The sequence below is a fragment of the Neptuniibacter sp. CAU 1671 genome (assembly GCF_029222905.1).
Taxonomy (GTDB): Bacteria; Pseudomonadota; Gammaproteobacteria; order Pseudomonadales; family Balneatricaceae; genus Neptuniibacter.
Genome location: NZ_JARHUE010000002.1, coordinates 399,027 through 422,893, shown reverse-complemented (window position 1 = coordinate 422,893; position 23,867 = coordinate 399,027). Strand labels below are relative to the sequence as shown.

Sequence of the window (23,867 nt, the reverse complement as noted above, 5' to 3'; positions counted from 1 at the left end):
ATCGCCTTACAGTTTGCAGGCACCACCTTCACAACCACCGTCATCAGCCTGGTCGGAAGCACCGTCACGGGTGTTGTGGTAATACAGGGTTTTGACACCGTATTTATACGCCGTCAACAGATCCTGCAGCAGCTGCTTCATCGGTACTTTGTCATTCGGGAACTTGGACGGGTCGTAGTTGGTGTTGGCGGAAATCGACTGGTCGACAAATTTCTGCATGATGCCCACCAGCTGCAGATAACCGGTGTTGTTCGGAATCGTCCAGAGCAGTTCATACTGCTGCTTCAATTCAGTGTATTCAGGGACCACCTGCTTCATCACACCATCTTTACTGGCTTTAACGGAGACAAAGCCTCGTGGTGGCTCAATGCCGTTGGTGGAGTTGGTGATCTGGGATGAAGTTTCACACGGCATCAGCGCAGTCAGGGTACTGTTACGCAGACCAAACTCGCGGATATCCTCGCGCAGGGTTTCCCAGAAGTAGTGCAGCGGTTCATCACAGAACTCATCCACTTCACGCTTGTAGGTATCGATCGGCAGAATGCCCTTGGAGTAAGTGGTTTCATTAAATTTAGGACAAGCACCCTGCTCTTTTGCCAACTGGTTAGAGGCTTTCAGCAGGAAGTACTGGATCGCTTCAAAGGTTTTGTGCACCAGACCGTTGGCAGAGCCATCGCTGTATTTAACGCCGTTCTTCGCCAGGTAGTAGGCAAAGTTGGTAACACCCACACCCAGCGGACGACGGTTCATAGTTGAAGTACGGGCCGCCGGAATCGGGTAATCCTGATAATCCAGCAGACTGTCCAGCGCACGTACGATCAGGTCGGACAGGTTGTCCAGCTCATTCAGATTCTGAATGGCACCCAGGTTGAATGCACTCAGGGTACAGAGCGCAATTTCACCTTCCGGATCATTCACGTCGTTCAGCGGCTTGGTTGGCAGCGCGATTTCCAGACAGAGGTTGGACTGCTTCACCGGCGCCAGTTCAGGGTTGAACGGGCTGTGGGTATTACAGTGGTCAACGTTCTGAATGTAGATACGGCCGGTCTGAGCGCGCTCTGCCGCCAGAATACCAAACAGTTCCACCGCCTTGATGGTCTGTTTGCGAATATTCGGGTCCTGTTCGTATTTCACATACAGGCGCTCAAACTCATCCTGATCCGCGAAGAAGGCGTCGTACAGCCCCGGCACTTCATGCGGGCTGAACAGGGTGATGTTCTCACCCTTGATCATACGGGTGTACATCAGTTTGTTGATCTGAACACCGTAGTCCAGGTGACGCACACGGTTCTCTTCCACACCGCGGTTGTTTTTCAGTACCAGCAGAGACTCAACTTCCAGATGCCAGATCGGGTAGAACAGGGTTGCTGCACCACCACGCACACCGCCCTGCGAGCAGGATTTAACGGCGGTCTGGAAATGTTTATAGAACGGAATACAACCGGTGTGGAATGCTTCACCGTTACGGATCGGGCTGCCCAGCGCACGGATACGACCGGCATTGATACCGATACCGGCACGCTGAGACACATACTTAACAATGGAGGCCGCAGTCGCGTTGATAGAATCCAGACTGTCGCCACACTCAATCAATACACAGGAGCTGAACTGACGGGTTGGCGTACGTACGCCAGCCATAATAGGTGTTGGCAGGGACAGCTTGAACAGCGAGGTGGCATCGTAGAAACGTTTAACGTAATCCAGACGCGTGTCCTGCGGATAGTTGGCGAACAGGCAGGCCGCTACCAGCATGTACAGGATCTGAGGGCTTTCAAACACTTCACCGGTAACACGGTTCTGGACCAGGTATTTACCTTCGAGCTGTTTGACCGCCGCGTAGGAAAAATTCATATCCCGCTTGTGATCCAGGTAGCCGTTCAGCACATCCCAGTCGGCTTCGCTGTAATCTTCCAGCAGGTGTTTGTCGTAGCGACCGGCTTCGACCTGTTTCTTAACATGCTCAAAAATGTGTGGCGGTTCAAAGCTACCAAAGGCACGTTTACGCAGGTGGAAGATCGCCAGACGGGCAGAGAGGTATTGGTAATCGGGTGCGGTTTCAGAGATCAGGTCGGCTGCGGATTTGATCAGCGTCTCATGAATATCGAAGGTACGCATGCCTTCGAAAAACTGCAGGTGGGCTTTTAACTCTACTTCTGATGGTGATACTGCATCGAGTCCTTCGGCTGCCCAGATGACCACTTTGTGAATCTTTTCCAGGTCCAGCTTTTCCTGCCGTCCGTCCCGCTTGGTAACCATCAATTCTTGCTGCATCAGTCTTCCCAGCCCAAGGTGTTATTATTCAGTGCCGCGTCCCCTGCCAAAGGCGATCAATCGGACAACAGGGAGGTCACGGCGCTCTACTCTCTAGACCACAAATACACAACATATAGTATTCGCACCCCTGTAAGACACAAAATATAGTTATCTGCCCCTTCATTGCAACTCTTGATTTTTAGCCCGAATTACGACAAGCAGACCCATGACTTTTGTCGAATCTCCCACCCCATGCGGGTTTCAGCGATTTCTGATTATTGGGTGTTCAGACAGCACAGGAAAAAAAATTTTTACGGGTTGATCACTAAATTTACAACCTGCTTTGCAGGCCTATATCTGACCAAAAAGATCGGGTAAAATTTGCGCCTCTGTAAACCCGAGGAGAGTAACTGATGCGTTTAGCCGAGATGGAAGCCATTGCTCTGAATGTTGGCCTGCTGATTTTTGCCAGCTTCATTTTTTTCATCATCTATGACCTAGCAAAAAAATCCAAAGCCGGACGCTTCGGTACGTTTATTCTGTTCTTTGCTCTGGGTCTGGGTCTGGCTGCCTTTCTGGTTAAAACCGTGGTCGTCGAAATGATCGGCGGTGGTGGTATCTGAATTTAGTCATTACCTTCCCGCCGCGCTTTAAGGCGTTGCTCATCAATATGACTGAGCGCGCCACTCACCGGGTCAACCTCATAGGCCCGGCCAAACCCCACAACATACGTGCCTTTTGTCGGACGCAGACAAAATAATCTGAAGTCTGACAGGGTTTTCAACATGCCGATCATCTTGCCCAGACGCAACTCCATCTGATCGAGCACTGTTTCAAACTCCTCTGTTCCACGAGCGGTTTCCGCCACCTCACAACGGTAAGTTAAACGCTCACGGGCAAACAGATTACTGCACTGGACCTCATCACGGATAAACAAAACAGACGCTGTAGGGTTTTGCATCAGATTCTGACAATGCCCCGCCAGCTCACTGATAAAGACCCAGAAACAACCGGATGCATCACGCCAGTATGGGGCGTAACTGATTTCAGGCACCTGCCCGCCAGACAGGGTAGAGAGCAGCAGCGTTTGAAAACCGCTCTGTAACGCCTCACAGTCGGCTGTGAGTTGTGAAAGTTCGTTCTGTTCATCCGTCATACAGTGACTCCCGGTCATGCTCTGTGTAAAGAAAATAATATCTCAGAGAATTGAGGTGATACGACTACTGTCTAACGTCGTACAAGAAAACATAAGACAGAATTTAAACTACAGTTAAAGTGTAAAGACAATGCAGCGCTGGCCGCTAACATTGTTAAGAAAGACAGACACAGGACATCCGTTATGGGCAGTCTACAGGTCTACATTCTTCACCCAAACGAAATTCCCATCGTGCTTCAGCCGATGTCACCTCCCTCTCTTCCAGAATCAGGCCCCTCTAACCTCAAATTACTCTGCCATAGCCAGCAGCCTTATGCCGTGGGCAGCAATGTGGGGATCAGTATTCCGCTGATTGAGGCAGGCTCAGAAGTAATTGGGCAGGTATCTGGTTGTCATGCTGATCAGGATGGCTATGAGATCACCGTAACCTTCACTCAGCGTGAGAGTGTGATGCGTATCAGGATGCTGGAACAGCTCTGTTATATCCACCGCTACCGTGAAGCGGTGCGGCAGGACGAAGGCCGTCACCTGAACGAGCATGATGCCGCGCTGGAATGGGTCGCCAAATATGCCGCCCTTTTCCCTGTCGATCACGTATAATACCCGCTTTCTGATCTGCAAATAGAGAGCAGGCTTACGATGCAACAAAAAACCATCAGCGTCGCTGGAATTGAGATTGCCAACGACAAACCCATGGTGCTGTTTGGCGGCATGAATGTGCTGGAATCCCGTGATCTGGCAATGAAAATTGCTGAACACTATGTTGAAGTCACCCAGCGTCTGAAAATCCCTTACGTTTTCAAAGCCTCTTTTGATAAAGCCAACCGCTCTTCACTAACCTCCTTCCGCGGCCCCGGTCTGGATGAGGGTCTGAAGATCATGCAGGAGATCAAGGAAACCTTTCAGGTACCTCTGATCACCGATGTGCATGAACCCTATCAGGCGGTCCCAACGGCGGAAGTATGCGATATCATCCAGTTGCCTGCGTTTCTGTCACGCCAGACCGATCTGGTCTCCGCCATGGCGGCAACCGGTGCGGTCATCAACATCAAAAAAGCGCAGTTTCTGGCACCGCATGAGATGAAGCACATCCTGCACAAATGTCAGGAAGCCGGTAACGACAAGCTGATCCTCTGTGAGCGTGGTTCCTGTTTCGGCTACAACAACCTTGTCGTGGATATGCTGGGCTTCTCCATCATGAAAGAGTTCGGTTTCCCGGTGATGTTTGATGCTACCCATGCACTGCAGATGCCGGGCGGACGTTCCGATTCAGCTGACGGTCGACGGGCACTGGTGGCACAACTATCACGCGCGGGTCTGTCACAGGGCATTGCCGGTCTGTTCCTGGAATCCCATCCGGTACCTGAAGAAGCCAAGTGTGACGGTCCATGCGCCCTGCCACTGGCTAAGCTGGAGCCGTATCTGGCGCAGATGAAAGCGGTGGATGAGCTGGTCAAATCCTTCCCGCCCCTGGACACCTCGGCCTGATTAATCCGAACACCCATCCTGTGGTTGCAGCCAGGCTCCAGCCTGAGCAAACTAAGCCGATAGTTGTTTAGATCTGCAACCACAGGAACACGCGCGTGAAAGATGGATTGGACTCCTCTGCTTTAACCCTGCAACCCGGCCAATTACTTGGCCCGGAGCACCGGCGTTTTCGCCTGCTGAACGCCCTTGGCAACCTGCCATTTGCCACACTCTGGCTCGCTGAGGACTGCCATGTTAAAGACACCCCCAAAGCGACGCTGCTACTCCCCAACCCGGCACTGCTGGACAAACCCAGCCTGCTTGAATCGCTGAAGCGCCACGCCGCCCTCAGCAAACAACTGAAAAACAAATTTTTGCTGGAGGGTTATGGCGCGTTTCAGACCTCTGGCGGCCCCGCATTTCTGGCCTACGAAACCTGCAGCGGACTGACACTGCAACAACTGCTGGACAAAAAACAACTGCCTGATACTGCCCAGCGCATTGTGCTGTTAAAACAACTGGCCCATGCACTGGACAGCGGGTTTCAGCTACTGCACCAGCCTCATGGGCTGCTCTGCCCCGAACTGGTATTTGTGCAACCCGGACATGGCATCAAGTTGTTCGGTTTTGCCCTGAGCGAGACCTTGTCACAACTGCCTGCAGAGCTAAATCTGCAACACTGCGATCTGTACCAACCCCCCGAATCCGTTCGGTACCAACCCCTGACCCGTCAGGCGGATGTGTTCAGCTATGCCTGTATCGTGTACCACCTGCTCACGGGGCAACCACCGTTTGCCGCAGAGGTTGAACTGCAACAACGCACCGGTACTCAGCTTCCAGGGCATAAAACACTCACTGATGAGCAGTTTACGCAGCTTCAGAAGGCACTGGATTCAGACCCCAGCCAACGCCACAGTCACTGCTCTGCACTTGCCAAAACCCTGTTCAAAGAAGCACAGGCCGAACCCGGGACTCCACCTGAGATCAAAGCCCAGGCTCCAGCCGCAGAACTGACCAAAACGACTGCGACTCATTCTCCAAGCACAGCGCGGCCAAAACTGCCATGGAAGCAGACGCTGGGCGGCATCAGTCTATTTCTGCTGGGTGTCTGGGTCGGCTGGATCAGCTCATCCGGATTTGATAACGCTTCCATAACGGAGCTGATCGACGAAAAAGAGGCGCTGGCGGCACAGTTGCTAATGTTGCAACAGCAGAAGGACGATATTCAGGCCAAACACCAGACGTTAAGCTCCAAGCTCAACGAGACAAGTCTGCAACTGGATAATGCCACCGCCCAACTGGCAGCCCTGTCAGCACAACGCGCTGCTCAGGCGGACGATCCGGCGATTCAGATTTTCCGCGACCAGATTGGCGGTAAACGCTACGGCCCGGAGATGGTTATTCTGCCCGCCGGTGAATTTTTAATGGGCGACCAAAGCGGTCAGGGCGATGATAATGAAAGTCCGGTCAACACGGTGCGCATTAGCAAACCCTTTGCGCTCTCGCGCTTTGAGGTCACTTATACTGAATACGATCTGTTTGCCGAAGAAACCGGCCGCAGCAAACCGGACGATAACGGTTGGGGCCGTGACAACATGCCGGTGACCAATGTCAGCTGGCAGGATGCTGTGGCTTACACCCGCTGGCTCAGTGAACGCACCGGCCAACCCTACCGCCTGCCGAGTGAAGCCGAATGGGAATATGCAGCTCGGGCCGGGACTAACACCACATATTGGTGGGGAAATGAACTCCGCGACAACATGGCGGTCTGTGATCAATGTGGCAGCCAATGGGATGGAAAACAGGCAGCGCCGGTAGGAAGCTTTACCGCCAACCCCTGGGGGCTGCATGACATGACCGGCAATGTGGATGAATGGGTCGCTGACTGTTACCGGGATCACTACCCGGAATCCTCCTCTGACAGCAAAGCCTTTCTGCGTAGCGGCTGTCAGCAGCGCGTCATGCGTGGCGGCTCCTGGTTTGAGATCGCGCGTCTGATCCGACCTTCCAGCCGTTACCGTCACCCGGCGAACAGCAAGAGAAACAGCTGGGGCTTCCGCATTGCCGTGGATTTGACTCAAAGTGCAAAGGACAGTGTAAATGAATAAACATACGGTTTTGAACATCGCCCTGGCCAGCGGATTACTGTTGCTGGTGATGCAGGCGCCTGCTGTCGAAACTGCGCACGTCGCCGCCAGTGACAGAACGACTCTGGGGCTGACGCTCTATAACCAGAATCTTGGCTTGGTGCGCGACAGCCGTGCCCTGCCACAACTGAATCCGGGTGAGCAGATTATCCTTGAAGATGTCAGCCACCAGCTACAACCGGAAAGCCTTAGAATTGCAAACGCGGGACAGGTGTACGAGCAAAACCTGAACACCAACCTGCTGAATCAGAACAGTCTGCTACAGCATTACATCGGTAAAGAGCTGCAACTGGCCCGATTGAACCCGGCCACCGGGCATGAAGAGGTCAGTCAGGTCACGTTACTCAGTTTTGAGGGGAACCGGGCACTGATCAAACAGGGCAACCGGTTTGAAACCATTCCGCTGAATCAGGAGCAGTGGCGTTTTATCTATCCCTCTCTGCCAGAACAGTTACTGACCAAACCCAGTCTGAGCTTCCGCAGTGCTGGCACCAAGAAAGCCCAAACCGCAGAGATCAGCTATCTGACCGGCGGCCTGAACTGGAATATGGATTATCTGCTGACACTGAATGCTGCCGGAACAGCGGTGAACATTGATGGCATGGCAACCCTGCAGAACAACACCGGCGTGGACTTCCCCGCTGCCCAGATCAGTCTGCTGGCAGGCACCGTCAATCAACCTGACAATGCGCAGTACAAACGTCAGGGACTGGAGGCGATGCGTACCCTCTCCGTCGCCGCCGATACTGAAATTGCACCTGAGACCCTACAGGATTTTCATCTCTATACCCTGCCCCGCTCCGTAGATCTTTTGAACGGTCAGCTAAAGCAGGTATCACTGGTGACTGCCAGCAACGTGCCGGTAGAACGCAGCTATCAGTATCAGTTTCTGGTATACCCCACGCTGGAGCGCAACCAGCATCGGGTGAAGCCGGATCTGGGTCTGCGTTTCAAAAACGATAAGAAGAGTCATCTGGGATTCCCATTGCCGAGTGGCAATCTGCGCACCTTTAGTCCGGACAGCAACGGCCAGTTGCAGTTTATTGGTGGCGGTAATATCAACCATACCGGCGAAGATGAAACTGTTGAGCTGATGCTGGGCAAAGCCTTTGATGTCAGCATCCTGCGCCGCCAGACTCAGTTCAGCAAGACGTTCAATGGTTTTCAGGTGGAGCAGGAACTGCGTATCAGCAATACCCGCTCAACGCCTGCCAAGCTGGAGCTGACCGCCAATTTCCCGCTGAGCTGGGAGATGCAGCGCAGCAGTATGCCTTATGAGAAAGTACAGGGAGGTAGTGCGCGCTGGATCATTGATGTGCCTGCCAAAGGCGATGCGGTACTGAACTTTTCGGTGCAGATGGAAAAACGTTAACCCAGCCCACCAGCCAACACCGGTGTTTGCTGCCGCCAGTAATGGGCGGCAGCGGCATCAGCCATCTCCCCTAACTCGCCCTGCTCAAATACATCAATCAGACGCTTTACCGCCAGAGGGTGTTGCTGTTCGGCAGCCATGCGGTAATAACGCAGCGCCATCGCAGGATCGGGCTGAAAGTAGTGTTCGTACCCGACCTCAAAAATACGGCCCATCTGGTACTGGGCTTTCTCATCACCCTGTTCAGCGGCTTGTTGGATATACATGCCCCCCTGAACCCGGCTCTGAATACCGTCACCTCTGAAATGCAGCAGATGCCCATACAGAGAAAGGGCGGGACGGTAGCCGTTATCTGCAGCAAAACGAAACAATTTCATCACGCTGTGGTGACGCTTTGCTGAAGAGCGAGCCACAGGGCTGTGAAATAACCCGCTTGCCAGCCAGAACACGGGCGGCGACAGCAGGCGATTGATGATTCTTTTCATCCCTCTCTCCATCAGGCCTTATTAAAAATACACTGTAACAAAAAGCCGGATAACTCTCAGCACCGGGCTGCAAAAACCCGACTTTGCAGGCGAGATTTTCTGCTGTCCCTACTATACTGTTATACCCTTACGGGTTTTTATTCTGCACTTGCATAAAAAACATAAGACGACAGAGACACGATCATGAAGATCTACGCTGACAACTCCCTAACAATCGGCAATACACCGCTGGTTCACCTGAAACGTCTGGCCCCTGACGCCAACATTTATGCCAAAATCGAATCACGTAACCCTGCCGGTTCCGTGAAGTGCCGTATCGGTGCGAGCATGATCTGGTCGGCTGAACAGAAAGGCTTGCTCAAGCCAGGCATCACGCTGGTTGAGCCCACCAGCGGCAATACCGGTATTGCGCTGGCTTTTGTCGCTGCATCCCGCGGCTATGACATCATTTTCACCATGCCCTCATCAATGAGTCTGGAGCGCCGTAAGATCATGAAAGCGCTGGGTGCACAGATTGTGTTGACTGAGCCACCAAAAGGCATGAAAGGCGCGATTGCCAAAGCTCAGGAGATTGTCGACAGCGATCCGGACAAATATCTGATGCTGCAGCAGTTTGAGAACCCAGCCAACCCGGATATCCATGAAAAAACCACCGGACCTGAGATCTGGAATGACACCGATGGCACCATTGATGTATTGGTCGCCGGTGTCGGAACAGGTGGCACCATCACCGGTGTCAGCCGTTATATCAAACGCGAAAAGGGCAAAGCGATCAGCTCTATTGCAGTTGAGCCGGTCGACTCACCCGTTATCAGTCAGACCCTGCGTGGTGAAGACCCGACACCGTCACCACATAAAATCCAGGGCATCGGCGCAGGTTTTGTACCCAAAAACCTGGAACTTGATCTGATCGATCAGGTGGAACAGGTAAGCAATGAAGATGCAATCGCCACCGCCCGACTGCTGATGGAAAAAGAGGGTATTCTGGCGGGCATTTCCTGTGGTGCCGCCACCTGTGCTGCGCTGCGTGTTGCACAACAGCCGGAGTACAAAGGCAAAAACATCGTGGTCATCCTGCCTGACTCGGGTGAACGCTACCTTTCATCTGCGTTGTTTGAAGGTATCTTTACCGAAAACGAACTGACCCAGTAAGCTATACCTTTCAACCATGGCCCTGCGGGGCCATGGTTTTCTCATCTACATTGTTGTCGGACATTGAGCGTGCAATCACTGTTTTTGCCAGTCGGTCTGGTATTGAGTTTTATTGTTGCCTGGTGGCTGCCAGAACCTGGCGGGGAACTGAAAAATCTGGGTCTGATTCCCTGGATGGTGGTCACCATCTTCCTGGTCAATGGTTACCAGACCAACCTGAAAGAGTTACCCAAGGATCGTCAGTTTATCTATGCGTTGATCGTCGCCGGTATTATGGCGCTGCTGATTGCGCCGCTGATCGGCCTGGGTGTCACTCAGTTACTCGCACTGCCAGCCGGGCTTGCCCTCGGCATTCTGGTCAAAGCAGCCGTGCCGCCAACGCTCTCGACCTGCATCGTGATGACCCAGCTTAGCAACGGTTACCCGCTCTGGGCGCTGATCATTACGGTAGTGCTGAATCTGGTAGGGGTGTTCACACTGCCCTTTATGCTGGGCCTGACGCTGGATACGCAGGGCAGTCTGGAGATTGACCCGTTGCCACTGCTGAAATCTCTGGTCTTACTGGTACTGCTGCCGTTTTTAGTGGGTTTGGGTCTGCGCAGGCTGCTGTCTCTGAATCCGGGGCATGTGGTATTACGTTACCTGCCGTCCAGCTGCATTGTGCTGACGGTCTGGATGGCGCTGTCCAGTTCCCATGAAATTTTTCAGACCCTTGAGCTGAGCGTGCTCTGGCAGATTGTGCTGGCCACCTGGCTGATACATTTCAGCTTGATGGCATTGGCATACATTTCCAGCCGGTTATTGGGTCTCGACCCGCGGGCGCGCATTGCCATGCTGTTTACCGTGTCGCAAAAAACCCTGCCGGTGGCGATCAGTGTACTGGCAGCGCTGGATCAGTCACTGCCGATTGGCGAGGCGATACTGGCCTGCGTTCTGTTCCACTTCCTGATGTTATTTACCGACTCGCTGCTGGAACCGAAACTGCGTTTACCGGCTCTCACCCAGCAAACGCAGTAATGCCAGCGACGGTGCAAAAAACGCCTGTCCGGTAACGGCCCGGGTATAACGCAGCAGATGATCGGTATGCCCCTCGCCATCACCCTGAATCATGCTCTCCAACATCAGAGTGAAGGGTTTTGGTGAGCGGCAATAACTGGCAAACATCAGGCCGCCCTGCTCGCTGTCTCCATAGGGCAGACTGTGGCGCAGGATCTCAATAGAATCACCGTTTTCATCTTTCAGCGATGTACGTTTGGTGTGTGCTGTGAGGGGTTTATCTTCGGAGGCATATTCGATGTTGTCATCCCGTGTGCGACCGATGGTGTCTTCCTGCGTTTTCAGGCTCTGTTGCTGCCACAGGGCTAAATTGTGCACATAACGCTGCAGGTGGATGTAACTGCCACCGGCAAACTCGCCATCCTCATCACCCACAACCGCCACATCAATTCGATCATCACCCTGCGGGTTTTCCGTGCCATCAACAAAACCGGTGAGGTCACGGGCATCCATAAAACGGAAACAGTTAATCTCTTCAACCCGTTCGACAGCACTGCCAAGACAAGTACGCAGGGTATGCGCCAGCATAAAATTCAGGTCCGGCTGGGAGGAGCGAATATGAAACAGCAGATCGACCGGAGTGGAAGGTGCCAGCAGTGGTCCGTTTTCCAGCGTCGGAAACGGTACCAGCTCCGCTGGCCTTGCACCGTAGAGGTTATCCCAATAACAACTCCCCACGGCAGCCACCAGATGCAGGTCAGCATCAGGGAATCGATTACGGAACTCTGCCAGCAGATCCGGCACTTCAGACAGTACCTGCCGGATGGTGTGCACCGCACTGGTTTCATGGCTTTGGTTGAATGTTAGAAATATGGCTGCAGGGCTGGCCTCAGCAATGACGCCACTCTGAAAACTGCTCATATCTAGGTTCCTTATTCCGGCTACCGTTACCCAGCATTTTTTTAAGTTGCTGGATAGTATAGAAAAAGTTTTTAACCAAGAGCCACTGGACGTTCTGAATCACGGATCCATTCACTCCAGGAACCCGGATACAATCGCGACCCGGACAGACCTGCGTATTCCATAGACAAGAGATTATGACAGGCGGTCACTCCCGAACCACACATATGCACCACCTGTTCCGGCTGAATATCACCCAGCAATGCCAGCCATTCCTCACGCAGCTGCGTGGCCGACTTAAACCGGCCCTGTGTCAGGTTATCCGTCAGTGGCCTGTTTAACGCACCCGGAATATGGCCTGCCACAGGATCAATGGGTTCGACTTCACCACGAAATCGCTCAGCCGCTCTGGCATCGATCAGAGCACATTGTTGGCCTTCCAGCTCAGATATCAACTCGGACACCGTCAGCGCCATGCCCGGCTTAGATTGCAGCGGCGGCTGCTCCGATGCATCCGTCACCGGCATCACGCGGGATAGCTCACCGCCGATGCTCTCCCAGGCGTCAAGGCCCCCATCCAGCACCGCAACGGCATCATGACCCAGCCAGCGCAGCAGCCACCAGGCGCGCGCAGCCATGGCACCGCCACAATCATCATAAACGAGCACCTGATGTTCGGGGGTCATGCCAAAGGCGTTAAGAATGGTACTCAGCTGGGCAGGATCGGGCAGGGGGTGACGGCCGCTTTGTTCCGTCACCGGAGAGGAGAGGTGGCGTTCAAGGTCAAGGAAAAACGCACCCGGCAGATGTCCATCGCTGTAGGCTGTCAGACCCGCCTGGGGGTCCGCCAGATTAAACCGGCAATCCAACAACAACCAGCTACTCGCATCTTTTTTTAATGCCTGAAACAAGGTTTCGGCATCCACCAGCGTACGGTACATGATACGCCTCCCAATACAGGATCAGAGGTAAGCGGCCCACTCTTCCCGTAGCAATACCAGCTCATTTTCAGCTTTCTGTTTTGCTTTTTTCTTTAGACCGTCGATTTCAGTCTGTTTCTCCGCCAGAAGCGTCTGGACCATGGCGGTTTTATCCTCCGCCTGCTCTACCTTCTCCAGCAGAGGTCGCAACGGCATCAGAATCGCACGACGTCGACCCTCTTCAGCCCGCGCGATCTCTTCAGCGGTTTTTTCCTTTTTCTTGCCCGCATCGTTATCGGCCTGAGGTGCAACATAGGTCAACGGACGAATACCCGCAGCAATACGCACCTGCTCCAGCAGCGGCGCCGCGACAGCGCGCGCTTTATCAGCGCCTTTGTGCAGAATAGCATCCACCGCCGCAAGGTCCTGCATCAATTGGTTGAACTCCGTCCGCGGTGCAGCGAGTTTGGCATCCAGAAACTCAAACAGCTCGCGCTTGGCATCACCCCAGGCAATACCGTTGGCATAAGCCGCGCGCATGGTAGCGGCTTCGGACTGATCAGCAAAACAACTGAACAACTGGAACAGGGTACTGTTATCCGGATCTTTAGGTTCGCCCGGCTGCCGTGAATCGGTCTTGATTTTGTTGATCAGACTGAGCAGCTCATCAGACGAGCAGAACAGAGGGATGGTGTTGTCATAGCTCTTGGACATCTTGCGTCCATCCAGACCGGGGATCAGCTGATTCTGCTCATCCACCACGGCTTCCGGCAGGGTGAACAACGACTGATAGGTATGGTTGAAACGTCCGGCGATATCACGCGCCATTTCGATATGCTGAATCTGATCTTTACCCACAGGAATCAAATCGGCATTGAACATCAGAATATCGGCCGCCATCAGAATCGGATAACTGAACAGCCCCATGGTGACGCCGTCATCCAGATCTTCCTTGCCCGCATCACGGTTTTCATCCACTGATGCCTTATATGCATGGGCACGGTTCATCAGACCCTTAGAGGTCATACAGGTCAGAATCCAGGTCAGTTCCGGGATCTCAGGAATATCGGTCTGGCGATAGAAGGTGGCTTTATCAGTATCCAGTCCCAGCGCCAGCCAGGTGGCGGCGATTTCACGGGTGGACTGTGCCACACGCTCTGGGTCATGGCACTTGATCAGGGCATGGTAATCCGCCAGAAAATAGAAGTTGTTAAACGCCGGATCACGGCTCATCTCAATGGCGGGTTTGATAGCACCCAGATAGTTACCGATGTGGGGGGTTCCGGTGGTGGTGATACCGGTCAGGACCGTTTTTTTATCCATTGAATCAATCTTCTCTGTGGCTCACTGAACAACATGCCGAATTTGTGGCGGCTATCATACCCTAAATCCTGTGCTCCTGTGCAGGGCTTCCATGCCCTGCCCGGCCATGGTAGAAAGCTAGGAAAACTTCTGGATCAACACCACAGAATAACGTTAAAAAAATGGATTGAGACTGATGGATGCGTTACTTCCTTCCCTGATTACCTTTGCTTCGCTGATTGCCGCAGCTGTCTGGTACCTGCTCACCCTGCCAGGCTGGCACCTTAGCGTTTTGATCACAGCACTGGCACACGCGATTCTCTGCCTGTTTGGCGGATTCATGTTCAGTGCAGCAGTCATCAAATTCGGCGGTAGCTTTGATAACACGCTGATCCCGGCACTGCTGGTCGCGATTGGCACCGCAATCTGTGTTACGGCACATGCATTGCTGCAAAAGCGCCGCAATACTCGTCAGCAACAGTCCCTGACTGAATAAGCCTTTTTGACAGCAACAGATTGCTGGCCAACACTTAAAGAACGCTGCAGCAGATGTTCTGCGCAGCGTCTGCAAGGAGGTTAGCATGTACACGTCTGAACATTCATTTTCGGCCTTGTTTCAACAATTAGGCCTTCCCAGTAGCCATAAGGACATTACCCGCTTTATTGAGGCTCACCGCACTCTGGATGCGCATACACCTCTGGCGGACGCAACCTTCTGGAGTGACTCTCAGTCTGCCTTTTTGCGTGAATCAATCAACGAAGATGGTGACTGGGCTGAAGTGGTAGATGAGCTCGATGCTCAGCTGAGAGTGTAAACAATCCCCAGAGCCATCTTCGGATGGCTTTTGTTGCCCCCGGCGTTGAGGGTATGATGCTCTGTCTGAAGAAAACACGGACAGACGGTGCCCTATGCTGATTGTAATCTCCCCTGCTAAAACTCTGGATTTTGAAACACCGCCCATCACAGAACAGTTTTCTCAACCGGCCTATTTAGAGCAGTCAAACACCTTGATTGATACGCTGCAGACGCTGTCAGTCCAGGATGTCGCCAGCCTGATGAAGTTAAGCGACAAACTCGCCAGTCTGAATGTGGCCCGTTTTAACTCATGGCAACCACCCTTCACGCTCGAGAATGCCAAACAGGCAGTGCTGGCTTTCAAGGGAGATGTGTACACCGGACTGGATGCCGAAACGCTGTCTGCTGATGACCTCAGCTATGCCCAGCAACACCTTCGCATCCTGTCAGGCCTGTATGGTGTGCTGCAACCGCTTGATCTGATTCAACCCTACCGACTGGAGATGGGCACCAAGCTTGAAAACCCCGGCGGAAAAGACCTTTATCAGTTCTGGAATCTCACCCTGTGCCAACGGCTTAACGATGAACTCAACGCATCAGCCAAGCCCGTATTGATCAATCTGGCCTCAAACGAGTATTTCAAAGCCGTCAAAAGCAAGCAGATCAAGGCCCGTATCATTACGCCCCAGTTCAGGGACTGGAAAAACGGCCAGTACAAGATGATCAGTTTTTACGCCAAAAAAGCCCGCGGCCTGATGAGCCGGTTTATCATCCAGAACCGTCTGGAAGATCCTGAACAGATTAAAAACTTCGATCTGGAAGGTTATCGGTTTTCGCCTGAAGAAAGTCAGGGCGATGAATGGGTATTTCTGCGCGATCACGCGGAGTAATCTCTATCAGGTGCCCATACCTAGGCACCTGATATCGAAAAACAGCCAAACATAAAGGCAGAGTCAGCACTTAAAATCAGTGCTGCTCGATGCCTTCAATCAGCCAGTCAGCATTGTCCAAAGTCATGTCTCGGCTGAGATGCCATAGCTCTGTGAATTCAACGGTGTTTGTGCCATCTTCCCGCAGCCAGCCATAAAAGTGCACGCTGATCATTACTTTATCCGGCTGTTCAACGCAGCGCACAATATCTGCCATAACAGAGACTACTACTGTGACCTGCTCCGCAGGAAGATGACTGCGCGACTCTTGCAGTTCATTAAATAATGAATCAGTGCAATAACTGCGAATTGCTTCCCAGTCAGACGTGTCCCAGGCGGCCTGCAGACGAATGAAATGATTCCGGGCGCCGGTCAGGAAGGTTTCTTTATCCAGCCACTGCGGCAGCGTCAGGTCATTCGATGCCACGCTCCACTGGCTGCCTTCGGACGCACTCTCGGGTTGCGGCTGAGCAGACTCAGCAACCGGTTCGAGTGGGACTTTATACTGTGTTCCGGCCGAAGTAGACGCCGCAGCTGACGGTTGTTTACCCGCAAAAAAGAGCCGGTAAATGAGGTAGATAAGGCCCGCCAGCAGAATCAGATCCATCAGCTGGAGACCCTCAAAGGCGCCGCCAAACAGCAAAGCACCGAAGAGACCTCCTGCCAGGAGTCCGGTCATCAGTCCACCCATACCAGAGCGGACAGGTGCCGCGGGTTGTGTTTTTTGATCGGCCGGAACTGTCTGCTGAGTGGGAGCAGGTTTAGGTTTGGTAGGAACAGAATACGATTTACCGACAAAACCACCGCCGCCAAAACGTTTTGCCTCTGCAGGTTCAGCCAACGGCAAAGACAAGAAAAGGCACGCAAAAAAACCCAACACCAAACGCATAAATGAACTCCTGTTAGCAGACGCCGCTAGTGTATAGCGTTCTCTACGAGCAGGCATCACTTATGGTTCATCTTGACTCTGATTGACCCGCAAACCGCTTCAATAAAGCGGATAAAACCGTCTGACTCGATTCATCCCCGGTCATCAGATACTGAATGACATTGTAATTGTTCAGGCTCCACTTCATCTGCACAAACGCTTTATTTAAGCCGCAGAGCAGAATTTCATCGCCAGACTGAAGTTCAGTATTTTTATCCGGCAATAATCTGAACTGCTGATCCCTCTGCAGCAAAATAGCAAAGGCCGACAGTTTCTGGGTGCGGTCATGGGGGTTAAGCAGCAGATGTTCCAGCGTGAAAGCACTCCCTTCTTCCAGTACCTGCGCCAGTGCAGGTGCCGTCCGAGGAGACACAGAGACCGACCAGCAGTCCAACTGCTCAGCACCAATCACACCGTTCATGCGCTGGATAAGCTCACGCGCCCAGTCATCATCATGCTGCTCAAGCATGAGCTCGATAAACTGAGGTAACAGCGGTGATTTAACATGGGCCAGGATACGGTTGGCAATAATCCGCCCGGGTTCCATGACAAAATCAGCACCAGAATTACGGAATACCAAATTGTTCTCGTGGATATTTTGCCTGACAACCGTCAGCAACTGCGGGTTTAGCTCGCGCGCGGTCATAATGATTGACAAGTTATCTGCATCATTACCCGTAGCAGCCACGATGCCTACAGCATCATTCACCCCGGCTTGAAGCAGCGTATCAGCCTGCGTCCCCACCCCTTCAACCGCATGGGGAATATCCCTCAATTGACGGGCATCCACATCCACCACAGTCAGCGCCACATCACTCTCATCAAACGCCCGATACAGGGCGGAACCAAACCGGCCATAACCACAGATGATCCAGCGCCCCCGTGTGCGCTGATACACACTGGAGATCGGCCGGTGGAAGGGGTTATGAATCCAGTCATAGACCAGATGCAGGTAGGGGGCATGCGCCGCCAGCGAGAGGTATTCGGCATAGGTTCGGTAGGGATCAACCACCATATCGGTGCCAAAGGAGTGCAGATTATCCCGGGTTGCATCTGATTCCGTTCGACTGATCACCATTCGCTCCGGACAGAGCAGTTTACTGGCAATGGCAATCGACAGGTTGACCTGATCGCGGTTGGTCAGCGCCATCACACCGATACAGTGAGGATGCTGCAAGCCAGCATCATCCAATACATCCGGCAGAGAAGCATCAGCCGCAAGCGCCGGTACCGTCATTGGCAGATCATCCATCTCCAGTGCATCAATACGCTCGCTGTTCACATCCAGTACCACTACCTGAATATCTCTGCGCAGCAGCTGCTTAACCAACACACTGCCGGTCACACCGTAACCACAGATCAGATAGAACGGTTCATTCAACTGGAGGACAGCGCGGGCAAAACTTCGCCGGCGCAACAGTCGACCGAACATCGGCTCCTGCAACAGCGCCAGCGAAGAACCAATGCCATAAAGCCAGGCAATCACCGTGGCGTAGATTGATACCAGCGTCCATAACCGCTGTGCTGCGGTAAATTCATAGGGGATTTCACCGAAGCCGATGGTCGATCCCATAAAGGAGACAAAATAAAACGCATGAAAGAAATCCATCTGAAAAGGCTGGCCTGCTGTATCCCGACCCGGGATCAGCACAAACCCCAGTATCGAGATGGCATAGACCACAATCAGCGTGATCAGTGGCGCTCTGAGTCTTCTTAAAAACAGATAGATAACGTTTTTCATGGCTTGGTTAACGCCGTAGCATGGCGGTTTCAAGTACCAGCAAAATCACTGAGACAAAGTTAGCCAGCAAAGCACCCGCGCTGAGCGATACCACACTCGACATATTGGCCGCATTCATACCCGCACCACTGACCTGTTCTGCGTAACCCCAGATGCAGGCCGCAATCACTAATTGCAGATCCGCCACCAGCGAGGTTGCCAGCATCAAAGCCCCCAGATGAGACCGGTCTCCAAACTTCAATACTGTGCAGATCATGCTAACCACGATCGCAAAAAAGAATTCATACACATTGTGGTGGTCCGGGTTATCAATATCCCCGGAATAGAATCCAAAGTTGAGCGTCATAGCCAATACAATAAAAAAGGCGAAAATGACCTTCTCTCTGTTCATCCTTTGCGTTCCCCAAATGACATCAGTTTAAGCGATTGTAGCATCCTCATCGGCTAAGCGACTGATCCAACGCAGTAAAATCCGCTACTTACCGACGTTTTAAAACTTCCCAGCCGGGAACTGCAGGGCTATTCTCCGGTCACAAAATGTCGATTGATTCGCCGCCGCAAGGGAAAGACAAAGATGTTATTACGCGCTGACCGCTATGTATGGGTGTTGTTTCTGCTGGTTATGCTGGCACACCCGGTTTTCGCCGAAGTGCAAAAAAGCCCCAACGATACCCGGCAGTATAAAGCCCTTACGCTGGACAACGCGCTGAAGGTATTGCTCATCTCTGACCCGTCCACAGACAAAGCGGCAGCCTCAATGGATGTTGAAGTGGGCTCTTCAGCCAATCCTCGGGACCGCGCCGGGCTGGCACACTTCCTTGAGCACATGCTGTTCCTGGGGACAGAGAAATACCCCACGGCCGATGAGTATCAGGCGTTTATTCAGGCCAATGGCGGCAGCCATAACGCGTTTACTGCCCAGGAAAACACCAATTACTTTTTTGATGTAAAAGCCCCGTCGCTGGAACCAGCGCTGGACCGTTTTGCGCAGTTTTTTATCGCGCCGTTGTTTAACGCCACCTATGTAGATCGGGAACGTCATGCCGTCGACTCAGAATATCAGGCCAAAATCCGTGATGATGGCCGACGGGTCTATGCCGCAGGCAAAAAAGCACTGAATCCAGAGCACAGCTACAGTCAGTTCAGTGTGGGCAGTCTGGAAACCCTGGCAGACCGTCCGGGCGATGCGGTACGGGATGACCTGATCGACTTTTATCAGACTCATTATTCCGCCAATCGCATGGCGCTGGTGGTACTGGGCAAAGAACCGCTGGATACACTGGAACAGATGGTACGCAGTAAATTCAGTGCAGTACCCAACCGTGAACTGCCGGCACTGGATGAGACGGTTCCCCTGTTTCGTCCTGACCAACTGCCTGCTCAGCTGAATGTTAAGACCCTGAAAGAAGTACAGGGAATGACTCTGACCTTCCCGATGCCCGAAACCCGCAGTCTCTGGCGACAGAAGCCCCTGAGTTACATCAGCGACCTGATTGGCTATGAAGGTGATGGCAGCCTGTTATCACTGTTGAAGCAACAGGGCTGGGCCACCAGTCTGGCCGCCTCCCCCGGTCATGATCTGCCTCATCAAGCCTCATTCATAACCATGATAGAACTGACCCCTTCAGGGTTTTCACACCGCAAAGAGGTCGTTCAACTGTTTTTTGATTACATCGAGCTGATGAATAAACAGGGTGTTCAGGCAGCGCTGTACGACGAAATGCGTCAGCTGAGCCAGATCGCTTTTCAGTTCCGTGAAAACGGTGAACCAATCCACGAAGTCAGCCGCCTGGCGCAACAGCTGCAACGTTATCCGGCTGACGAGGTGATCAGCGCCAATTACCGCTTTGAGCAGTTTGATGCCCAGCAAATCGAGCATTTCCTCTCCTATATTCGCCCCGACAATATGTTGCTGACACTCAGCGCGCCAGATATCAAAACCGATCAGGTCGAAGCCCACTACCAAACCCCATACAAGCTCAGACCGGTCTCCCAAACCGAGATTGAAACCTATGCAGAGCCGGGTATCGCAGCAGAGCTGAGCATTCGCCCGATCAACCCCTATGTTGCGACTGACCTGAGTCTGAAACCCGCTGCACTGGCCAGCTCTCAGCCTGAACGTATTCTCAGCGAGCCAAATCTGGACCTCTGGTATCAGCTGGACGCCGATTTCCGCCTGCCCAAAGCCAATCTCTATTTTTCAGTCAAAAGCCCCGTTGCCAATGCCTCCGTTGAGAACTGGCTAAAAACCACACTTTATACTGAGCTGCTCAGTGACAGGCTGAATGAAACGCTCTACGACGCGCTGCTGGCTGGCCTGAGCACCGAGATTTATCCCCACCTGACTGGCTTTTCAGTGCGTCTGACGGGCTACAACGATAAATTAGGTCTGCTGCTGAATACACTGGCAACGGAACTGACCCGGAACCAGATCGATCCTGAGCGGTTTGCCCGGCTAAAGCGGCAGATGCAGCAACAGCTTGAAAACCGACGCAAAGACAAACCATACAACCAGACCAATAGCCGTCTGATTGAAATGCTGTTACCGCAATGGCCAACGGAGACCCAACTGAAGGTGCTGGCAGAACTTAAGGCAGAAGACATTGAGGCCTTTATTCCCCAACTGTTTGCACAGCCACAAATTCGAATCCTCGCTCATGGCAATGTAACGCCTGAGGATGCGAAACAGTATGCGTCGACTCTGCAGCAGGCTATCAGGCTACCGGAACAGGCCATCTCCATTGAGTCACCTCAGATTGTGCAGGTTCCGACAGAGGAGCGACTGACTGAAACCCTACAGATCGATCACAATGATGCAGCCGTTTCACTGTATCTGCAGGCACCCGATCTAAGCGTGCAGTCGAGGGCGCGGGTCGTGCTGCTGAATGAGATTTTGTCGGCACCTTTCTATTCCGAATTACGGACAGAAAAGCAGTTTGGTTACATTGTTTTCGCCACACCATTGCAACTGCGCGACAGCGCCGGGATCGGGTTTATCGTTCAATCACCCAATACTGGCCCGACCAAACTGGTGCAGAGCATCGATGCATTTCTCGAGCATTGGCAGAGCGCCCTCGGCACACTGTCGAATGATGAGCTGAAAGCCTTCAAAGCCAGTGTGCGCAGCCGGATTCTGCAACAGGAAAACACACTGGCGGAACGCAGCCAGCGTTACTGGCGTGAACTTGATCTGAGTGAAGCGGAATTTGATCGACGCGAAGCCCTGGCAGCAGAAGTGGAGGGACTCACGCCCCAGGCCCTGCAACAGGCACTGACGACACTGCGCAGCCGTACCCTGTTGGTTCAAAGTTTTGGGCAGCAGGAGATACCGCCTGATGGTGCTGGCAATCAGGCCAGTCAGAGCATGCAGTCACGTCGCAACGCGGGGATATTCGTCAAGGACACAGATTAATTCTGATTATCAGCTTCGGAGGGCTGTGCCAGAAACTCACAGTCCTTCGCCAGCAGAAAACAGCGCCCGCGGCGGTCTGCATCGCGGATGCGGTAATAAACCCGGTCTTCAGCGGGTACCGGTTTAGCCGTTTTGATACGTTTCTCTGGTGGAGCTATCGCGGCCTTCAAATCTATCACGACTGGCACTGGCTCAGAGTAGGGAGTGACGGTTGGATCTGGCAAATTACTGGGGTTATTACGCGGTTTAATCTCTACCATGGGTTCCCGGTCAAAACCTTCCCGACCCAGTTTCTCGTAGACGTCAGCACCCGCCTCCCACTCCTGACTGCTGGCAGTATCCCGGGTGACGCTGTAGGGGATGACCTCATCCTCCAGTGCTGCTTCTGCCGCCAGTGTCAGACTGGCCAGAAGCCAAAGGCAAACACAGGCGCCAACGATTTTCATCACTCGTGCATCTCTTCATAGGGGTAGATTGACTCTGCATACAGCGCCAATTCCTCCAGAATTTCACGCTGCTGAGCCGTCGTCTCCGCTGCCTGATACAGCACATTCAGACGCTCAGTAAACTGCGCCATACTCAGATGCCCATCCTGACCTTTAATCAGTTTATCCCGGCGATACGCCTCCCAACAGATTCGCTCCTCATCGGACAAAATGGCTGGAAAGTTTCTTGCCTTGTAGCGCAATAACATCTCTGAAAGACGAGGATCCTGAAAAGCGGGTTGCAGCTCAGCGAGTTTATCCGGCGTTGCCTGGCGCACCTGATCCATAGCCTGTTTATCGGCGGGGCTGAAAAAACCTCCACTATAGAGCATCAGGTCCGGATCATGGGGTGTTTCAAATCCCTCATCGCTGTATAGCTCGGTCAGGCGTTGCTGCAAACCCTCAAAACCGCGGATCATCTGCAGGTGGGTGCGGCAAACATCCCCATCAATCCCCAGTCGAGCCGCTTCTGCCTGTGTCAGCATACCGGCCGGCGCGATGATCGGACATTTATTACTGTGTACCAACTTGAGAGCGATGCGTGGCGCATCTTCGGGTAACTCATCCCGACGGGTATAGAGTAACTGCCTTAGCTCTGCCACCGGCAATGTCATCAGCGGCGTGGGATCGTAACGCAGGTCCCACACCGGCACTGCGTTTTTGTTCACCGGGTGCTGCCCTAGGGGGGCCACAATCGCCGCATTACCCTGCTCTATCGGATAACGTGAAGAGATATGTAATACGGGTTTGTGCCGCAGCGTATCGAGTTGCTCCTGCACTTTCTGTTTGCTGCGGTTAGCCAGCACAAACTGATACAACTTGGGTTGTACCCGTGCCACCAGCTTTGCCATTTCCAGCGTGGCATACACATCCGACAAAGCATCATGGGCATGACCATGCTCAATACCGTTGGCCACAGTCAGATCTTCCAGTCGCAGACTGGGGATGCCCTCGGCATTCAACGGCCAGTTAATGCCCTCTGGCCGCAACGCCCGGGTCAGTCGCAACATATCGATAATATCCCAGCGAGAACAGCCATTCTGCCACTCACGGGCATAGGGATCATAAAAGTTACGGTAGAGGGTAAAACGGGTCACTTCATCATCAAACCGCAGGCTGTTATAACCCACACCACAGGTACCCGGGCGAGCCAGTTCAGCATGAATACGCGCAATGAACTCAGCCTCCGTCACGCCTTCACGCAGGGCATGTTGTGGGGTAATCCCGGTAATCAGACAGGATTCCGGATGTGGCAACTGATCCTCGGAGGGGCGACAGTAGAGCATCACCGGCTCTTCAATCACATTCAGATCTGCATCGGTACGCACACCGGCAAACTGCACAGGCCAGTCACGCTTCGGATCGATGCCGAATGTTTCGTAATCATGCCAAAAAAAAGTTAAAGGCGCGGTCGCCATGCATTATC

General features: G+C 53.1%; 22 protein-coding genes. 11 read left to right on the top strand and 11 right to left on the bottom strand.

The genetic code is table 11. The features are described from left to right. Nucleotides 1-6: 6 nt before the first annotated feature. Nucleotides 7-2,271 carry a class 1a ribonucleoside-diphosphate reductase subunit alpha gene (nrdA, locus tag P2G53_RS05960; RefSeq protein ID WP_275815224.1) on the bottom strand — a complete coding sequence of 755 codons (2,265 nt, stop codon included), beginning with the start codon at nt 2,269-2,271 and terminating at the stop codon, nt 7-9. 395 nt (nt 2,272-2,666) lie between these two features. Here nrdA and P2G53_RS05955 point away from each other — a divergent pair, with 395 nt between their 5' ends. Continuing rightward, the gene (locus P2G53_RS05955) at nt 2,667-2,876 is read left to right on the top strand and encodes a DUF2788 domain-containing protein (RefSeq protein ID WP_275815222.1); all 210 of its coding nucleotides are present in this window, start codon (nt 2,667-2,669) and stop codon (nt 2,874-2,876) included. A gap of 2 nt (nt 2,877-2,878) precedes the next feature. On the opposite strand, the gene P2G53_RS05950 is transcribed toward P2G53_RS05955, so the two are convergent. Further along, nucleotides 2,879-3,409 (bottom strand): pyridoxamine 5'-phosphate oxidase family protein, encoded by a 531-nt coding sequence (locus P2G53_RS05950; protein ID WP_275815219.1) that lies wholly within the window; start codon nt 3,407-3,409, stop codon nt 2,879-2,881. Nucleotides 3,410-3,592: 183 nt separating this feature from the next. On the opposite strand from P2G53_RS05950, the gene P2G53_RS05945 reads away from it, so the two are divergent. The 4 genes from P2G53_RS05945 to P2G53_RS05930 all read left to right on the top strand — a co-directional run bounded on the left by P2G53_RS05945 (nt 3,593) and on the right by P2G53_RS05930 (nt 8,395). Next, entirely contained in the window at nt 3,593-4,009 is a 417-nt protein-coding gene (locus P2G53_RS05945) for a hypothetical protein (RefSeq protein ID WP_275815217.1), read from the top strand. Between the two features lie 39 nt (nt 4,010-4,048). Next, nucleotides 4,049-4,897 carry a 3-deoxy-8-phosphooctulonate synthase gene (kdsA, locus tag P2G53_RS05940; RefSeq protein WP_275815214.1) on the top strand — a complete coding sequence of 283 codons (849 nt, stop codon included), beginning with the start codon at nt 4,049-4,051 and terminating at the stop codon, nt 4,895-4,897. A 95-nt stretch (nt 4,898-4,992) separates the two neighbouring features. Further along, nucleotides 4,993-6,984 (top strand): SUMF1/EgtB/PvdO family nonheme iron enzyme, encoded by a 1,992-nt coding sequence (locus P2G53_RS05935; protein WP_275815212.1) that lies wholly within the window; start codon nt 4,993-4,995, stop codon nt 6,982-6,984. Beyond that, the gene (locus tag P2G53_RS05930; RefSeq protein WP_275815209.1) at nt 6,977-8,395 is read left to right on the top strand and encodes a DUF4139 domain-containing protein; all 1,419 of its coding nucleotides are present in this window, start codon (nt 6,977-6,979) and stop codon (nt 8,393-8,395) included. Before P2G53_RS05935 ends, P2G53_RS05930 begins: the two co-directional genes overlap by 8 nt. On the opposite strand, the gene P2G53_RS05925 is transcribed toward P2G53_RS05930, so the two are convergent. Beyond that, the gene (locus P2G53_RS05925) at nt 8,392-8,880 is read right to left on the bottom strand and encodes a sel1 repeat family protein (RefSeq protein WP_275815206.1); all 489 of its coding nucleotides are present in this window, start codon (nt 8,878-8,880) and stop codon (nt 8,392-8,394) included. The genes P2G53_RS05930 and P2G53_RS05925 overlap by 4 nt on opposite strands. A gap of 183 nt (nt 8,881-9,063) precedes the next feature. Between P2G53_RS05925 and cysK the strand changes: the two genes are divergently transcribed. Continuing rightward, nucleotides 9,064-10,032 carry a cysteine synthase A gene (cysK, locus tag P2G53_RS05920; RefSeq protein WP_275815203.1) on the top strand — a complete coding sequence of 323 codons (969 nt, stop codon included), beginning with the start codon at nt 9,064-9,066 and terminating at the stop codon, nt 10,030-10,032. A gap of 69 nt (nt 10,033-10,101) precedes the next feature. Next, the gene (locus P2G53_RS05915; RefSeq protein WP_275815200.1) at nt 10,102-11,049 is read left to right on the top strand and encodes a bile acid:sodium symporter; all 948 of its coding nucleotides are present in this window, start codon (nt 10,102-10,104) and stop codon (nt 11,047-11,049) included. On the opposite strand, the gene P2G53_RS05910 is transcribed toward P2G53_RS05915, so the two are convergent. The 3 genes from P2G53_RS05910 to P2G53_RS05900 all read right to left on the bottom strand — a co-directional run bounded on the left by P2G53_RS05910 (nt 11,020) and on the right by P2G53_RS05900 (nt 14,171). Further along, nucleotides 11,020-11,949: a Dyp-type peroxidase gene (locus P2G53_RS05910; RefSeq protein ID WP_275815197.1), complete on the bottom strand. Its 930-nt coding sequence runs from the start codon at nt 11,947-11,949 to the stop codon at nt 11,020-11,022. The two genes, P2G53_RS05915 and P2G53_RS05910, sit on opposite strands and share 30 nt — an antisense overlap. Nucleotides 11,950-12,020: 71 nt before the next feature. Then, a complete protein-coding gene (locus P2G53_RS05905; RefSeq protein ID WP_275815194.1) occupies nt 12,021-12,869 on the bottom strand; it encodes a sulfurtransferase in 849 nt (282 codons plus the stop codon). A 21-nt stretch (nt 12,870-12,890) separates the two neighbouring features. Next, nucleotides 12,891-14,171 (bottom strand): tryptophan--tRNA ligase, encoded by a 1,281-nt coding sequence (locus tag P2G53_RS05900; protein WP_275815191.1) that lies wholly within the window; start codon nt 14,169-14,171, stop codon nt 12,891-12,893. Between the two features lie 175 nt (nt 14,172-14,346). Here P2G53_RS05900 and P2G53_RS05895 point away from each other — a divergent pair, with 175 nt between their 5' ends. The 3 genes from P2G53_RS05895 to yaaA all read left to right on the top strand — a co-directional run bounded on the left by P2G53_RS05895 (nt 14,347) and on the right by yaaA (nt 15,836). Further along, a complete protein-coding gene (locus P2G53_RS05895) occupies nt 14,347-14,646 on the top strand; it encodes a hypothetical protein (RefSeq protein WP_275815188.1) in 300 nt (99 codons plus the stop codon). An 85-nt stretch (nt 14,647-14,731) separates the two neighbouring features. Next, the gene (locus P2G53_RS05890; RefSeq protein WP_275815186.1) at nt 14,732-14,965 is read left to right on the top strand and encodes a DUF2789 domain-containing protein; all 234 of its coding nucleotides are present in this window, start codon (nt 14,732-14,734) and stop codon (nt 14,963-14,965) included. A gap of 94 nt (nt 14,966-15,059) precedes the next feature. Beyond that, nucleotides 15,060-15,836, top strand: a complete 777-nt coding sequence (gene yaaA / locus P2G53_RS05885; RefSeq protein ID WP_275815183.1) for a peroxide stress protein YaaA — start codon at nt 15,060-15,062, stop codon at nt 15,834-15,836. 76 nt (nt 15,837-15,912) lie between these two features. Here yaaA and P2G53_RS05880 read toward each other — a convergent pair whose 3' ends face one another. From P2G53_RS05880 to P2G53_RS05870, 3 genes are all read right to left on the bottom strand, one after another. Beyond that, the gene (locus tag P2G53_RS05880) at nt 15,913-16,764 is read right to left on the bottom strand and encodes a TIM44-like domain-containing protein (RefSeq protein ID WP_275815180.1); all 852 of its coding nucleotides are present in this window, start codon (nt 16,762-16,764) and stop codon (nt 15,913-15,915) included. Between the two features lie 67 nt (nt 16,765-16,831). Next, nucleotides 16,832-18,544, bottom strand: coding sequence for a potassium channel protein (locus P2G53_RS05875; protein WP_275815177.1), 1,713 nt, complete (start codon nt 18,542-18,544; stop codon nt 16,832-16,834). 7 nt (nt 18,545-18,551) lie between these two features. After that, nucleotides 18,552-18,935 carry a DUF6394 family protein gene (locus P2G53_RS05870; protein WP_275815174.1) on the bottom strand — a complete coding sequence of 128 codons (384 nt, stop codon included), beginning with the start codon at nt 18,933-18,935 and terminating at the stop codon, nt 18,552-18,554. A gap of 183 nt (nt 18,936-19,118) precedes the next feature. Between P2G53_RS05870 and P2G53_RS05865 the strand changes: the two genes are divergently transcribed. Beyond that, a complete protein-coding gene (locus tag P2G53_RS05865) occupies nt 19,119-21,956 on the top strand; it encodes an insulinase family protein (protein ID WP_275815170.1) in 2,838 nt (945 codons plus the stop codon). Here the strand turns inward: P2G53_RS05865 and P2G53_RS05860 are convergent. Continuing rightward, nucleotides 21,953-22,405 (bottom strand): hypothetical protein, encoded by a 453-nt coding sequence (locus tag P2G53_RS05860; RefSeq protein WP_275815167.1) that lies wholly within the window; start codon nt 22,403-22,405, stop codon nt 21,953-21,955. The genes P2G53_RS05865 and P2G53_RS05860 overlap by 4 nt on opposite strands. Next, nucleotides 22,402-23,859 (bottom strand): exodeoxyribonuclease I, encoded by a 1,458-nt coding sequence (gene sbcB / locus P2G53_RS05855; protein ID WP_275815165.1) that lies wholly within the window; start codon nt 23,857-23,859, stop codon nt 22,402-22,404. Before sbcB ends, P2G53_RS05860 begins: the two co-directional genes overlap by 4 nt. Nucleotides 23,860-23,867 lie beyond the last annotated feature (8 nt).